Genomic DNA, 14,911 nt, shown 5'->3' on the forward strand with positions numbered 1-14,911 from the left:
GACAGCGTCTCCGACAGGGCGTCCGCGAGGGCACGGCCCGTGAAAGCCGGCCCTCGGGTGGGGTGGGCTCAGCCCTCGCCTTCCCGCTCCGCGAGAAATCGCTCGAACTCCAGCCCGATCTCGTCGGCGGACGGGATGTCGACCGGCTCGGCGAGCATGTTGCCCCGGCTCTCGGCACCCGCAGCAGCGTCGAACTGGTGCTCAAGTCCCTGTACCAGGGCCACGAGGTCCTCGTCGCCCTCCTGGATCTGGCGGTCGATCTCCGTCTGGGTGCGGTGGGCGTCCGTGCGCAGCGCGTGCGCGATACCGGGCAGGACCAGGCCGGTGGCGGCCGTGACGGCCTCCAGGACGGTCAGTGCGGCATCCGGATACGGGGAGCGGGCGATGTAGTGCGGGACGTGCGCGGCGACGCCCAGGACGTCGTGACCGGCCTCCATGAGGCGGTACTCGACGAGCGACTCGGCGCTGCCGGGGACCTGCGCCTCCTCGAAGGGGCTGCGGTGTCCCGGCACCAGTTCGTTCCGGTTGCCGTGCGGCGTGAGACCCACGGGCCGGGTGTGCGGTACGCCCATGGGGATGCCGTGGAAGTTCACCGACAGGCGTACGCCGAGACGCTCGACGATCTGCTGCACGGCCAGGGCGAAGCGCTCCCACTCGACGTCCGGCTCGGGTCCGGACAGCAGCAGGAAGGGCGCCCCGGTGGCGTCCTGCACCAGCCGCACATCGAGCGAAGGCACCTCGTAGTCCGTCCAGCGGTCGCGCTTGAACGTCAGCAGCGGGCGGCGCGCGCGGTAGTCCACGAGCCGGTCGTGATCGAAGCGGGCCACCACCTGGTGCGGCAGTGTGTCGAGCAACCGGTCGACGATCTGGCCGCCGGTCTCCCCCGCGTCGATGTACCCGTCGAAGTGGTAGAGCATGACAAGACCCGCCGACTCCTGCGCCAACGCCATGTCGACGACAGCCAGGCCTTTCGGCTCCCATGCGTACAAACCCTGCGGATCAAGCACAGTGACCGCTCCTCCTCGTGTTCATACTCAACAACGCCGCACAGGACGCGGTCATTCCCACTTGTAAGAACAGCAGCCCCAACTCCCCAAGGGGCGCGGGGAACTGCGCGACCAGCCCCCACCCCCTCAGGCCCGCGAGGAACTGCACGACCAGCCCCCACTCCCTCAGGTGCGCGGGGAACTGCGCGACAAGCCCCCACCGAACCCGCACCCGCACGACAACCGCCACACGCGCAGCACGAGGGGCCCGCACCTCAAAGGTGCGGGCCCCTCAACTAGCTGCTAAGCCACAGCGGCAGCGATCAGCTCTGGCCGCCGGCCAGCTTCTCGCGGAGCGCCGCAAGGGCCTCGTCGGACGCCAGGGCGCCGGACGTGTCGTCCGACTCCGAGGAGTACGAGCCGCCACCGGAGGCGGCCGGAGCCGCACCCGCAGCGCCGGTGCCGTCGGCCTCGGCCTGGGCGTCCGCCTCGCGGGACTTGATGACCTGAGCCTGGTGCTGCTCGAAGCGCTGCTGCGCCTCGGCGTACTGGTTCTCCCACACCTCGCGCTGGGATTCGAAGCCCTCGAGCCAGTCGTTGGTCTCGGGGTCGAAGCCCTCGGGGTAGATGTAGTTGCCCTGGTCGTCGTACGAGGCGGCCATGCCGTAGAGCGTCGGGTCGAACTCGACCGAGGCCGGGTCGGAACCGAAGGACTCGTTGGCCTGCTTCAGCGAGAGGCTGATGCGACGGCGCTCGAGGTCGATGTCGATGACCTTGACGAAGATCTCGTCGTTGACCTGGACGACCTGCTCCGGGATCTCCACGTGGCGCTCGGCCAGCTCGGAGATGTGGACCAGACCCTCGATGCCCTCGTCCACGCGGACGAACGCGCCGAACGGAACGAGCTTCGTGACCTTACCCGGGACGACCTGACCGATCTGGTGGGTCCGGGCGAACTGCTGCCACGGGTCTTCCTGCGTCGCCTTCAGCGACAGGGAGACACGCTCGCGGTCCATGTCGACGTCGAGAACCTCGACGGTGACTTCCTGGCCGACCTCGACAACCTCGGAGGGGTGGTCGATGTGCTTCCAGGACAGCTCGGAGACGTGCACGAGACCGTCGACGCCACCCAGGTCCACGAAGGCACCGAAGTTGACGATCGAGGAGACGACGCCGGAGCGGACCTGACCCTTCTGCAGGGTCGTGAGGAACGTCTGGCGCACCTCGGACTGGGTCTGCTCGAGCCAGGCGCGGCGGGACAGGACCACGTTGTTGCGGTTCTTGTCCAGCTCGATGATCTTCGCCTCGAGCTCCTTGCCCACGTAGGGCTGGAGGTCGCGGACACGACGCATCTCGACGAGGGAGGCCGGCAGGAAGCCACGGAGGCCGATGTCGAGGATGAGACCACCCTTGACGACCTCGATGACGGTACCGGTGACGATGCCGTCCTCTTCCTTGATCTTCTCGATGGTGCCCCAGGCGCGCTCGTACTGGGCGCGCTTCTTCGAGAGGATCAGGCGGCCTTCCTTGTCCTCCTTCTGGAGAACAAGGGCTTCGATCTCGTCGCCGACCTTGACGACCTCGTTGGGGTCGACGTCGTGCTTGATCGAGAGCTCGCGGCTCGGGATGACACCTTCGGTCTTGTAACCGATGTCGAGGAGAACCTCGTCCCGGTCAACCTTGACGATGACGCCGTCGACGATGTCGCCATCGTTGAAGTACTTGATCGTCTCGTCGATAGCGGCGAGGAATGCTTCCTCGTCACCGATGTCGTTGACCGCAACCTGCGGAGTGGTGGCGGTGATCTCGGTGCTGCTCGTCATGTGGGAAAGGGCTCCGGTACGGACAGAGAGTCGTAGGTACTGCTTGCGCCGGGAGCCCGTTTCGCTCTGCAGAAGGCCGGACAGCCAAGGAAGCGCCACACCTGGACCTGCTGGTCCAGTGGCGCCTCGACAACCGAGGGGACATACATACAGATGCGAGCGCAGCCTGCTACGTCTGAGGTGCGCAGGCCCGCAGCGCAACTTGTAGCATACGGGGGCAGCCGGGCAGGGTCAATGCGCGAAGGCGCACACCCGGGGCGGATCGCCGCATACCCGGCACAAGACGTGTCACAGGAGGCCACGCGGGCGCGTTGACGCCCCATTCGTGACGCCCGCCGGGACAGGTCACACCGAAGAGCCCGCACACTAATACGAGGGAGCCGATCATCCAAGAGCCCGAATCGTCCGAGCCGGAGGCCACCCGGCGTCCCGCCGGAGTCACGGAGAGCTCCCGGGCCAACCGGGGCTGGTGGGACCGCAACGCGGACGACTACCAGAACGAGCACGGCACCTTCCTCGGCGACGACCGTTTCGTCTGGTGCCCCGAGGGCCTCGACGAGGTGGAGGCCGAACTGCTCGGCCCCGCCGAGGACCTCAAGGGCAAGGACATCCTGGAGATCGGCGCCGGCGCGGCCCAGTGTTCGCGCTGGCTGGCCGCCCAGGGGGCCCGTCCGGTCGCCCTCGACCTCTCCCACCGCCAGCTCCAGCACGCCCTGCGGATCGGCGGCGACGTCCCTCTGGTGGAGGCCGACGCCGGCGCGCTGCCCTTCGCGGACGCCTCCTTCGACCTGGTGTGCTCGGCGTACGGGGCCATGCCCTTCGTCGCCGATCCGGTCCTGGTGCTGCGGGAGGTACGCCGAGTGCTGCGCCCCGGCGGGCGCTTCGTCTTCTCGGTGACCCACCCCCTGCGCTGGGCGTTCCCGGACGAGCCCGGTCCGGAGGGCCTGTCCGTCTCGGGGTCGTACTTCGACCGCACGCCGTACGTCGAGCAGGACGACGACGGCAACGCGGTGTACGTCGAGCACCACAGGACGGTCGGCGACCGCGTCCGGGACGTCGTGGCGGGCGGTTTCCGCCTGGTCGACCTGGTCGAGCCGGAGTGGCCGGCCTGGAACACGTCCGAGTGGGGCGGCTGGTCCCCGCTGCGCGGCGGCCTCATCCCGGGGACGGCGATCCTCGTCTGTGAGCGCGACTGAGCCGGCCGGCTGTGCCCGGCAGGCCATGAGAAGTGCCCTTCACGCACGCGTGGAGGGCACTTCTCATGGACGTAAGACACTAGGGGCGTGATCCGTTACGACGCCCTGGACGTCCTGCCCGTACGCGGCGCCCTGCCCGGTCTGACCGACGCGCTCGACGCGCACGGCGCCGCCGTCCTCGTGGCCCCGCCCGGGACCGGCAAGACGACGCTGGTGCCGCCGGCCCTGGCGGGACTGCTGGACGACGGCGGGCCGGTGCGACGGGTCGTGGTCGCCGAGCCGAGGCGGATCGCCGCGCGGGCGGCGGCCCGGCGGATGGCGTGGCTGCTGGGCGAGCGGGTCGGCGCGAGCGTCGGGTACACCGTGCGCGGGGAGCGGGTGGTCGGGCCACACACGCGCGTGGAGGTCGTTACGACCGGTGTGCTGCTGCAACGGCTGCAGCGGGACCAGGAGTTGCCCGGCGTCGACGTGGTCGTGCTCGACGAGTGTCACGAACGGCACCTGGACGCGGACACCGCGGCGGCGTTCCTGGTCGATGTGCGGGCGGCGCTGCGCCCCGAACTGCGGCTGGTGGCGGCGTCGGCGACGACCGACGCCGAGGGGTGGGCGGGGCTGCTGGGCGGCGCGCCGGTGGTCGAGGCCGCGGGCGTGTCGTACCCGGTGGAGGTGGTGTGGGCGCCGCCTGCCCGTCCGGTGCGGCCGCCGCACGGTATGCGGGTCGATCCGGTGCTGCTGACGCATGTGGCGTCGGTGGTGCGGCGGGCGCTGGCCGAGCGCGCGGGGGACGTCCTGTGCTTCCTGCCCGGCGTGGGCGAGATCGCGCGCGTGGCGGGCCAGTTGCGGGACCTCGGGCCCTCGGTCGAGGTGCTTCAGGTGCACGGGCGGGCACCGGCGGCGGTGCAGGACTCGGTGCTGTCGGGCGGAACGGGGCGGCGCGTGGTGCTGGCGACGTCCGTGGCGGAGTCGTCGCTGACGGTTCCGGGGGTCCGGGTGGTCGTCGACTCCGGCCTGGCGCGCGAGCCGAGGGTGGACCACGCGCGTGGGCTGAGCGCGCTGGCGACGGTGCGGGCCTCGCAGGCCGCCGGACGGCAGCGGGCGGGGCGGGCCGGGCGGGAGGCGCCGGGGGCGGTGTACCGCTGCTGGGCGGAGGCCGAGGACGCCCGTCTGACGCGCTTTCCGTCCCCCGAGATCAAGGTGGCCGATCTGACGGCGTTCGCGCTTCAGGCGGCCTGCTGGGGTGATCCTGACGCCTCCGGGCTGGCTCTGCTCGACCCACCGCCGGGCGGCGCGATGGCGGCGGCGCGGGCGGTGCTGACGGCGATCGGCGCGGTGGACACCACGGGGCGGGTCACGGACCGGGGCGTGCGGATGTCCCGCCTCGGTCTGCACCCCCGGCTGGCGCGGGCCCTGCTGGACGCGGCTCCCGAGGTGGGCGCGGCCCGCGCAGCGGAGGTGGTCGCGCTGCTGAGCGAGGAACCGCCGAGGGAGTACGGCGACGACCTCGCGGCGGCCTGGCGTACGGCGCGGCGCGGGAACGACGCGTACGCGGCCCGCTGGCGGACGGAGGCCCGCCGACTACGGTCGGCGGCCCCGGAGAACGCCTTCCGCCGCCCCACGGCGGCGGCCCCCGATCCGGAGGGCCCGGCTCCGGCCACCACCGGCACGACAGGCACCACCGAGGCGACAGACGCCGCCAGGCCGGAGGGCGCCGCCGTCGGCGCGCCCGCCGAGCCCCCGACGGCTGGCGCGACCGGCGCTTCCGCTGCGACCGGCGCTTCCGCTGCGTCCGGCGCTTCCGGCACGTACAGCACGTCTGGCGCTGCCTCCGCGTCCGTCCCATCCGGCACGTCCGGCACGTCGGGCATGTCGGGCCCATCCGACGCTTCCGCCGCGTCCGGCCCATCCGGTTCATCCGGCGCTTCCTCCGCGTCCAGCCCATCCACGTCCGGCACGTCCGGTGATCCGGGGCCCTCCGGCGCGACCAGCACGTCCGACCCATCCGGCTCTTCCGGCGCTTCCGCCACTTCCTCCGCGTCCAGCCCATCCGGCATGTCCGGTGATCCCGGCCCCTCCGGCACGACCAGCACGTCCGGCGCACCCGCCTCGTCAGCCTCGTCCGGCCCATCCGGCGGGTCCGGCCCATCCGGCGCGTCCAGCGCGTCCAGCGCGTCCAGCGCGTCCAGCGCGTCCAGCGCGTCCAGCGCGTCCAGCGCGTCCAGCGCGTCCAGCGCGTCCAGCGCGTTCGCCGGGGACGACCATGTCGTCGGGCTTGTCGTCGCGTTTGCCTTTCCTGAGCGGGTTGCCAGGGCTCAAGGGGGGTCGTATCTGATGGTGTCCGGTACCCGGGCCGAGGTCGGGGCGGGGTCGGTGCTGCGGGGTGTTCCCTGGATCGCGGTCGCCGTGGCGGACCGGCCGGTCGGGGCCGGGCACGCGCGTGTGCGGCTCGCCGCGACCGTCGACGAGGACACCGCCCGGTCGGCGGCCGGCGCTCTGCGTAGCGCGGGCGAGGAGGTCCACTGGGCCGGCGGGGACGTCGTCGCCCGGTGGGTGGAGCGGCTGGGGGCGGTGGAGTTGGCGGTGCGTCCGCTGCGTGACCCCGACCCCGCCCTCGTACGCGAGGCCCTTCTCGAGGGGCTGCGGCAGGACGGGCTCGGCCTGTTGCGGTGGTCCGCGGACGCGGTGGCTCTGCGCCAGCGGCTCACGTTTTTGCATCTGCATCTGGGCGCCCCTTGGCCGGACGTCTCCGACAACGCCCTCCACGCGCGCGTGGACGAGTGGTTGGAGCCGGAGCTGAGCCGGGCGCGCCGACGGGCCGATCTGGGGCGCGTCGATGCGGGGCAGACCCTTAATCGGCTGCTGCCGTGGGCCTCCGGGGAGGCCGGCCGCCTCGACGAGCTGGCGCCCGAGCGGCTGACGGTGCCGAGCGGGTCCAGGATCCGGATCGACTACTCCGATCCCGAACGGCCGGTGCTCGCCGTGAAGTTGCAGGAGATGTTCGGGCTGCGGGAGTCGCCCGTCGTGGCCGGGGTGCCGGTTCTCGTCCATCTGCTGTCGCCCGCCGGGCGGCCCGCCGCCGTCACCGCCGACCTCGCCTCCTTCTGGAACGACGGCTACAAGGGCGTACGCGCCGAGTTGCGTGGCCGGTATCCGAAGCATCCGTGGCCCGAGGACCCGGCGACCGCCGAGCCCACCCGGCACACCAACGCGCGGCTCAGGCGGTGACCGGCTCGGGGGCGGAGGTTTTGGCGGGTTCGGGTTCGGCAGGCCTGCGTCCACGCGCCTCCAGGTAGAGGGCGAGGGCCAGCAGGAGCACACCGAGGGTCAGGAAACCCCAGGGCAGGTACGACGTCAGCAGCAGGACCAGTACCCGCTGGGACTTGACCAGGTCGACCGTCGACTCGATGTAGTCCTCGCGCATTTTCACGTGCCCCGCGAAGGCGGTGACCTTGTCGCGTCCGCCGAGGAGGGCGCCCCCGCGCAGCTCTTCCTGGTGGATCTCCTCGCCGTAGACGGGCGCGCCGGTGACCGGTTCCACCCAGAACTTGCGGACCGTGGTGTACCAGCGGGTCATACCGGTCGCGGCGACCACCTCGGGCGTGACGCCCTTGACGGGCAGGTCCTTGGGGAAGGGAACCCTCGTCCACGGGATGGTCTGTTCGAAGTAGTAGACCGACACGCCGCGGAAGTCCTGGGTGCCCTTGTAGTGGATGGGCGCGGTCAACCGGGCCTGCGCGTCGAAGTACTCGTAGTCCCGCTTCTCGGTCAGGAACGGCCACTTGAACTCGATGCCCCGCCGTTTCACCGGGTCGCCGTCGACCATCTCGCCGGTGGCGTGGACCGGTTCCTGGGTGTGCGCGTCGAAGATGTAGCGCTCGGGGAACTTCGAGACCATCTTCCCGTCGGGCCCCTGCACATAGGAAAGGCCGTCCCAGACGACCACGTCCCGCCCCGCCGTTCGCTCGATCTTCTCGGAGGCCTCGACGTTGCCCTTGAGGGTCTGCACGATGGTGACCTTGGGGACCTTCACGGCCTGGAACGAGTCGTAGTCGAGCAGCGTCGCGTTCTTCGCCTCGAGCACCATGGTCGTGTACTGGTTCGCGGGCACCTTGGCGAGGCGCGGGAAGGCGTACCAGCGCAGCAGCGGGGACAGCGCCGCGAAGAACACGGCGAGGGCGAGCAGGATCAGGCCGGACTTGCGGCGCATCTCGGCCTCCCTCCCAACGAGGTACGGCGGCTAGGGGTGTGCCGGCACGGTGGTCAGCAGCGGCTTGGGGGACGTCTTACCCGTCGGTGCGCCCACGGCGGTGATCGTGAGGACGAGCGCGAACGCGAGGGCGAGACCGGTCGCGGCGGCGATCAGGGCACGCATACGGGGCCTCCCCGGCTGCCGGCAGTGAGCTGATGGGGTGTCAGGTCGGGGCACCGTAGCAACGGGCGCCCGAGATGAGAACAGCTCGTACGCACGAAAGCGGCACCCCTCGCCGTGAACGGGGTGCCGCTTGCGTGCGTATCGATGTGTACGGGGATCTACGCGCTCGGGGAGGCGGAGGCCGACGGGTCGGCCGACTCGGTCGGAGCCGACGGTTCCGGCGCCGGAGTGGAGTCCGTGGGAGTGGTGGAGCCCGTCGGGGTGGGCGCCGCCACCGTCAGATCGACCGTCAGGGTGGCGTCGCCGGTGGTGGTGATGCGGAGGAGGAAGGTGCCGGTGGAGTCGTCCGCGTACAGCTTCGGCAGCTTGAGCAGGCCGTTCGCGTCCGTCTCGAGACCCGTGAGGGTACGGACGGCCTTGCCGTCCGCGTCCTTGAAATAGGGGCCCTTGTCGTTCACCGTCAGGTCGTCCGCCGAGGTGATCAGGGTGGCGGTGGCCGCGACCCGGTCCGCGACGGCCCCGTCGTTCGTGGCCTTGACCTCGACCTGGTCGGCGAACTCGCCGCCCGGCACGCAGGTGAGCGCGGTGGTGGCGGTGCGCATCAGGGTGTCGGCGGCTCGGGCGCTGACGGTGGCCGAGTAGTCGAGGCCGGTGACCGTACGGCCGACGACGATCGCGCGGATCGTGAAGTCGCCCGTCTTCTCGCCCGCCTTGAGCGTGGGCGCGACCGCGACTCCGGTGCCGTCGGTGACGACCGTGGCGATGTTCTCGCCCCCGGTGAACGTGGTGTCGGTGTCGCCGATGATCGTGAAGCGGATCCTGACCTTGCCGACCGCCTTGCCGGCCGCGGTCTCCGCGCGTGTGCTGATCCGCTTGCTGAACGCGTCGCCCGCGGCCGCGGTGAGCTTGGCGGTGCCCGCGTCCTCCAGGTGGTCCACCGTGTCGGTGGGCGTGGGGGTGGGCACGGGTATCGAGGGCGGAGTGGTGGGCTTGCCCGGTCCCACCGGCGGCGGGGTGCTCGTACCCGGCGTGCCCGTCCCGGGCTTGCTCGTCCCCGGCTTGGTCGGGCCGGGGCTCGGTGTCGGCGTGACCGGCGTCGGCGTGGGGCGCACCTCGGTGTGGCCGTCGCTGCGGCTCGAGGGCAGCGTGCCCGTGCCGTCCGGAACCTCGTGGGTGCCCTTGCGGTAGTACTCCAGCCACGTCAGGACGAGGTTCAGATACTCCGTCGAGTTGTTGTAGCTGAGGATCGCGCGGTTGAGATCGTCCTGCGTCGACAGGTCCCAGCCGAACCGGCACAGGTAGTAACCGGCGGCGAGGGCCGCGTCGTAGACGTTGTTGGGGTCCTTCTTGCCGTCGCCGTTGCCGTCGCGGCCCGCCCACGCCCAGGTGGACGGGATGAACTGCATGGGCCCCACGGCGCTGTCGTAGCTGCTGTTGCCGTCGTAGGCACCGTTGTCGGTGTCCCTGATGAGGGCGAAGCCGTTGCCGTCGAGCTGCGGGCCCAGGATCGGCTTGGTCGTGGTGCCGTTCGCGTCGACCTGGCCGCCGCGGGCCTGACCGGACTCGACCTTGCCGATGGCCGCGAGGAGTTGCCAGGGCAGATTGCAGCCTGGTTTGGCCGCACCCAGCGCCGTCTCGGCCCTCTTGTAGGCGTCGAGGACGGTCGCGGGTATGCCGGCCTCGGCCTCGCCGATCGAGACCGGCGTGCCTATGACCGACGACTGCGACAGGTTCGGGCTGGGGCTGGGGTTCGGGCTGTTCAGCGGCGGAAGGTCCGTGTAGTACGGCGAGTTGCCGGTCGCGCTGCCGCCGGCCACCGCGTCGGACTCGGAGGTGGGCTGGGAGTCACTGGCGGTCTGTCTGCCCTGGTCGTCGACCGTCGCCCCCGGAGCCTGGGACGCGGACAGAGCCGCGACCGCGAGTGCGGCCGCAGCGGTGGTCGCCGCCCCCTTGCGGAGCCTCCTGCCGATGTACGCCGCCATACAGAGAACCCCTCCCGCGGGCGGCGAGCCGCCCTGTTCCGCCGGTTTTCACCCGGTCTTCGTCAGCCTTACAAACCGGCCACTTCGCCCGATTCCACGCATTGTTCGCGCTTTCCGTCTACGTTGCGCTTACGTGTTCGGCCATGCTCCCCAGCAGACCGACCCAGGCGACCCTACGACAACTTGCGTTTCGCGGACACCCGTTCGCGCCCGATATTCACCGATTGGCCAGCTGTGAATCTGTCGTACGCCGCCTTCCCGGATTGCCCGCAGGCCGCTTTTCGCGTCCCCTTCCCATGCCCCTGCGACCGCCCGCCGCAGCCTGCGGCCGTCCCGCATACTGGACGCCGGTGATCACCAGGGCGGTTCGCCCCCCGTCAACATCTGTTCCAGGGAGCCCACTTGCCGTTCACTCTCAGCCATGCGGCGGCCGTACTGCCCGGCGTACGCGCCGACGGGACCGGACGCGGCCGACTGATTCCGGCGGTACTGGTCGCCGGCTCCTTTTCCCCCGACCTGACCTACTTCGCGGCAAGCGTCCTGCCCGGGGCGATGGAGTTCGGCACGTTCACCCACTCTTTCCCGGGCGTCTTCACGTTCGACGTGGTTGTCGCCTGGGCGCTGGTCGCCCTGTGGCTGTTCCTGCGCGAGCCACTGGTGGCCCTGCTGCCACGCGCCGGGCAGGAGCAGGTGGCCACTCTGCTGCGCTGCGGGGCCCCACGCGCGCGGGTGACGCCCTCCCTGGTGCTGCGGTGGTACGCGTCGGCCGCCCTCGGCGCCCTGACCCATGTCGTCTGGGACGCGTTCACGCACCACGACCGGTGGGGGGTACGGCTGTTCCCCGTCCTCGACAGCACGCTGGCGGGCTCGCCCGGGTTCTGGTATCTGCAGTACGGCACTTCGGCGCTGGCCGCGGTGGTCATCGCCTGGTTCGTGTACTACGCGCTACGGCAGACCGGCGCGGGCGAGCCGACAGGCGTGCCCGCGCTGTCGGTACGGGACCGGTGGCTGGCCTGCGCCGTGATCGGCGGCTGCGCGACGGTGGGGGCGGTGCAGCGGGTGCTGCGCTGGTGGACGTACTGGGGGGCGACGGCGAGGCCGTGGGAGGTGATCCCGACGCTGTGCTTCGGAGCGGGGGCGGGGCTGCTGTCGGGGGTCGTCCTGTACGCGGTGGCCGTCAGGGCCAGACAACGCGGCGGGCGGGCCGAGGCCGTTGCCCTCGAGGGCACCCACCTCCGCACGGAAGACGGTACGGAAGGACCGGCGGAGGAGAAGGCCACGCGGGATCACGCGGGCGGGCGGGCCGGCGGGCGTACGGGTTCCCGCTGATCCCCGCGAAGCGGCCGGCGCAGCCAGCCGCGCCCCCAGCCGGCCCAGCGCCGCCAGGCCAGGGCGCGGCCCGCTGCCGAAAGGCCGGAGCGTGTGCCGCGATGCGCGCGGCGGATACGGGCGGGCTGCGCGAGCAGGCGCCTCAGCGCGTCCGCACGGTACGCGAGGGGCATGGCGCCGGGGCTGCCGTCAGGAAGGCGGACGGTGCTCGCGTCCCCCGCGAACGCCCGCACCGAAGCGGGCCGCCGCGCGCGGGCCGCCCAGCGGATGAGCGTGCGTATACCCATGCCCGCATCCTGTCGGCCCACCCCTGCCCAGGCGCCCCCGCAGGGGCCACGCGAGTGACGGGCCCCGGGGGTCGGGCAGGGGTTTCTGCGGCGCCCGCGCCCCCGAAGGGGCGCGGGGAACTGCGCGACCAGCCCCCACCGGCCCGAGACCGACGAACGACCGATCCGGCACAGCCAGGCCGGCGGAGCTAATGCGCGGCGGACTCCCAGTCGAGTCCAGAGCCCACCGACACATCCAGCGGCGCCCGGAGGGCCACCGCACCCGCCATCTCCCGGCGGACCAGTTCCTCCGCCGCCTCGCGCTCGCCCGGGGCGATCTCCAGGACGATTTCGTCGTGGACCTGGAGCAGCATGCGTGACTTGAGCCCGGCCTCCTCCAGCGCCCGGCCCACATTCAGCATGGCGATCTTGACGATGTCCGCCGCCGTGCCCTGGATCGGGGCGTTCAGAGCCATGCGCTCGGCCATCTCACGACGCTGCCGGTTGTCGCTGTTCAGGTCGGGCAGGTAACGGCGACGACCGAAGAGGGTCTCCGTGTAGCCGGTGGCCCGCGCCTCGTCGACGGCCCGGCGCAGATAGTCCCGTACGCCGCCGAAGCGCTCGAAGTACGTGTCCATCAGGCCGCGTGCCTCGCCCGCGTCGATGTTCAGCTGCCCGGACAGGCCGAAGGCCGACAAGCCGTACGCCAGGCCGTACGACATCGCCTTGATCTTGCGGCGCATCTCCGCGTCCACCGCGGAGCGGTCGACCGCGAACACCTGCGAGGCGACCGTGGTGTGCAGGTCCTCTCCGGAGGTGAACGCCTCCAGCAGGCCCTCGTCCTCCGAGAGGTGGGCCATCACCCGCAGTTCGATCTGGCTGTAGTCCGCGGTCATCAGCGACTCGAAGCCCTCGCCGACCACGAACCCCCGGCGGATGGCCCGCCCCTCGTCCGTCCGGACCGGGATGTTCTGGAGGTTGGGGTCCGTGGAGGACAGCCGGCCTGTCGCCGCCACCGTCTGGTTGAACGTCGTGTGGATACGGCCGTCCGCCGCGATCGTCTTGATCAGGCCCTCGACGGTGACCCGCAGCTTCGCCTGCTCACGGTGGCGGAGCATGATGACCGGCAGTTCGTTGTCGGTCTGGTTCGCCAGCCACGCCAGGGCGTCCGCGTCCGTCGTGTAGCCCGTCTTGGTCTTCTTCGTCTTCGGCAGGCCCAGCTCCCCGAAGAGGACTTCCTGAAGCTGCTTGGGCGAGCCGAGGTTGAACTCGTGACCGGCCGCCGCGTGGGCCTCCTTCACCGCCTGCTGCACCGCACCCGCGAACATCTGTTCCATCGCCTCGAGATGGGCCCGGTCCGCCGCGATGCCGTGCCGCTCCATCCGGGCCAGCAGCGCCGACGTCGGCAGCTCCATGTCCCGCAGCAGCTCCGCCGCGCCGACCTCCTGGAGACGCTCACCGAACGCCACCCCCAGGTCGACGATCGTGCGGGCCTGCACCATCAGGGAGTCGGCCTCCGCACCCTCGTCCGTACCGAAGGCGAGCTGACCGTCCGCCGTCGCGGCGGGCGCCAGTTCACGGCCGAGGTACTCCAGGGACAGCGCGTCCAGGTCGAAGGAGCGCCGGCCCGGCTTGACCAGGTACGCGGCCAGCGCCGTGTCCATGCTCACCCCGGCCACGGTCCAGCCGTGCTCGGCGAACACCCGCATCGCGCCCTTGGCACTGTGGAACACCTTGGGCCGCTCGGCGTCGGCCAGCCAGGCCGCGAACGCGTTCTCGTCGGCCTCGTCCAGCTCCGCCGGGTCGAACCAGGCCGCCGCTCCCCCGGGTGCGGCGAGCGCGATCTCGGCGACCGAGCCGCTGCCCAGGGCCCAGGTGTCGACCGTCGCGACGCCGAGCACCGCCGTGCCGTGCTCGGTGAGCCAGGGAGCCAGCTCGCCCGCGCCGAGGACCGACCCGTCCACCTCTACGCCGCCCTCGGCCACCGGTAGCGCCTCGGCCACCTCGGCGCCCGGATCGACCGCCAGCAGACGCTCGCGCAGCGAGGGGTTGCGGATCTCCAGGGTGTCCAGGACCATCGCGACCGCCGTACGGTCGTACGCCGCCCGCTCCAAGTCGGTGACCGTCTTCGGGAGTTCGACGTCCCGGACCATCTCCGTGAGCCGGCGGTTGAGCTTGACGGCCTCCAAGTGGTCGCGCAGGTTCTGCCCGACCTTGCCCTTGACCTCCTCGACCCGCTCGACCAGGTCCGCGAACGACCCGAACTGGTTGATCCATTTCGCCGCCGTCTTCTCACCGACCCCCGGGATGCCCGGCAGGTTGTCGGACGGGTCCCCGCGCAGCGCCGCGAAGTCCGGGTACTGGGCCGGCGTCAACCCGTACTTCTCGAAGACCTTCTCCGGAGTGAAGCGGGTCAGCTCGGAGACGCCCTTCGTCGGATACAGCACCGTCGTGTTCTCGCTGACCAGCTGGAAGGAGTCCCGGTCGCCGGTGACGATCAGCACCTCGAAGCCCTCGGCCTCGGCCTGCGTGGCCAGCGTGGCGATGACGTCGTCCGCCTCGAAACCGTCGACCGCGAACCGCTGCGCGTGCATCGCGTCGAGCAGCTCGCCGATCAGCTCGACCTGCCCCTTGAACTCGTCCGGCGTCTTCGACCGGTTCGCCTTGTACTCCGTGAACTCCTCGGAGCGCCAGGTCTTGCGGGACACGTCGAACGCCACCGCGAAATGCGTGGGCGCCTCGTCGCGCAGCGTGTTGGCGAGCATCGACGCGAAGCCGTAGATCGCGTTCGTCGGCTGGCCCGTCGCGGTCGTGAAATTCTCCGCGGGCAGCGCGAAGAACGCGCGGTACGCCAGCGAATGCCCGTCCATGAGCATCAGCCGGGGGCGGCCCGTGCCGGAGGTCTTCTCGGTCTTCTTCGATGCTGTTTCTGCCACGACCCCGATCCTGCCACGTGCCAC

General features: G+C 71.2%; 10 protein-coding genes. 3 read left to right on the forward strand and 7 right to left on the reverse strand.

From position 1 onward, the window contains the following. Positions 1-68: 68 nt before the first annotated feature. Together ABZ855_RS19495 and rpsA are read right to left on the reverse strand one after the other, a co-directional pair. Positions 69-1,007, reverse strand: a complete 939-nt coding sequence (locus ABZ855_RS19495; RefSeq protein ID WP_319199611.1) for a PAC2 family protein — start codon at positions 1,005-1,007, stop codon at positions 69-71. Between the two features lie 302 nt (positions 1,008-1,309). After that, a complete protein-coding gene (gene rpsA, locus ABZ855_RS19500; protein ID WP_319199610.1) occupies positions 1,310-2,809 on the reverse strand; it encodes a 30S ribosomal protein S1 in 1,500 nt (499 codons plus the stop codon). 383 nt (positions 2,810-3,192) lie between these two features. Between rpsA and ABZ855_RS19505 the strand changes: the two genes are divergently transcribed. Continuing rightward, a complete protein-coding gene (locus ABZ855_RS19505) occupies positions 3,193-4,005 on the forward strand; it encodes a class I SAM-dependent methyltransferase (protein ID WP_360808435.1) in 813 nt (270 codons plus the stop codon). Between the two features lie 87 nt (positions 4,006-4,092). Continuing rightward, positions 4,093-7,227, forward strand: coding sequence for an ATP-dependent helicase C-terminal domain-containing protein (locus ABZ855_RS19510; protein ID WP_360808339.1), 3,135 nt, complete (start codon positions 4,093-4,095; stop codon positions 7,225-7,227). Here ABZ855_RS19510 and ABZ855_RS19515 read toward each other — a convergent pair. The 3 genes from ABZ855_RS19515 to ABZ855_RS19525 form a co-directional block, all read right to left on the reverse strand. Beyond that, positions 7,217-8,209 (reverse strand): DUF3068 domain-containing protein, encoded by a 993-nt coding sequence (locus ABZ855_RS19515; RefSeq protein ID WP_360808341.1) that lies wholly within the window; start codon positions 8,207-8,209, stop codon positions 7,217-7,219. The genes ABZ855_RS19510 and ABZ855_RS19515 overlap by 11 nt on opposite strands. A gap of 30 nt (positions 8,210-8,239) precedes the next feature. After that, positions 8,240-8,374: an SPW_0924 family protein gene (locus tag ABZ855_RS19520; RefSeq protein WP_360808343.1), complete on the reverse strand. Its 135-nt coding sequence runs from the start codon at positions 8,372-8,374 to the stop codon at positions 8,240-8,242. A 158-nt stretch (positions 8,375-8,532) separates the two neighbouring features. Then, on the reverse strand, positions 8,533-10,356 hold the full coding sequence (locus ABZ855_RS19525) for a lytic transglycosylase domain-containing protein (protein WP_360808345.1): 1,824 nt from the start codon (positions 10,354-10,356) through the stop codon (positions 8,533-8,535). 402 nt (positions 10,357-10,758) lie between these two features. On the opposite strand from ABZ855_RS19525, the gene ABZ855_RS19530 reads away from it, so the two are divergent. Further along, the gene (locus ABZ855_RS19530) at positions 10,759-11,685 is read left to right on the forward strand and encodes a DUF4184 family protein (RefSeq protein ID WP_360808347.1); all 927 of its coding nucleotides are present in this window, start codon (positions 10,759-10,761) and stop codon (positions 11,683-11,685) included. Here ABZ855_RS19530 and ABZ855_RS19535 read toward each other — a convergent pair. Together ABZ855_RS19535 and polA are read right to left on the reverse strand one after the other, a co-directional pair. Beyond that, positions 11,643-11,972, reverse strand: coding sequence for a hypothetical protein (locus tag ABZ855_RS19535; protein ID WP_360808348.1), 330 nt, complete (start codon positions 11,970-11,972; stop codon positions 11,643-11,645). The genes ABZ855_RS19530 and ABZ855_RS19535 overlap by 43 nt on opposite strands. Positions 11,973-12,160: 188 nt before the next feature. Further along, on the reverse strand, positions 12,161-14,887 hold the full coding sequence (polA, locus tag ABZ855_RS19540) for a DNA polymerase I (RefSeq protein ID WP_360808350.1): 2,727 nt from the start codon (positions 14,885-14,887) through the stop codon (positions 12,161-12,163). Between the last annotated feature and the right edge of the window lie 24 nt (positions 14,888-14,911).

The sequence above is a fragment of the Streptomyces sp. NPDC047042 genome (assembly GCF_040644035.1).
Classification (GTDB): domain Bacteria; phylum Actinomycetota; class Actinomycetes; order Streptomycetales; family Streptomycetaceae; genus Streptomyces.

Bases quoted from the DNA above. Each gene is read 5' to 3' on its own strand.
- rpsA (WP_319199610.1), bottom strand. From the start codon at position 2,809: ATGACGAGCAGCACCGAGATCACCGCCACCACTCCGCAGGTTGCGGTC.
- ABZ855_RS19515 (WP_360808341.1), bottom strand. From the start codon at position 8,209: ATGCGCCGCAAGTCCGGCCTGATCCTGCTCGCCCTCGCCGTGTTCTTC.
- ABZ855_RS19520 (WP_360808343.1), bottom strand. From the start codon at position 8,374: ATGCGTGCCCTGATCGCCGCCGCGACCGGTCTCGCCCTCGCGTTCGCG.
- ABZ855_RS19525 (WP_360808345.1), bottom strand. From the start codon at position 10,356: ATGGCGGCGTACATCGGCAGGAGGCTCCGCAAGGGGGCGGCGACCACC.
- ABZ855_RS19535 (WP_360808348.1), bottom strand. From the start codon at position 11,972: ATGGGTATACGCACGCTCATCCGCTGGGCGGCCCGCGCGCGGCGGCCC.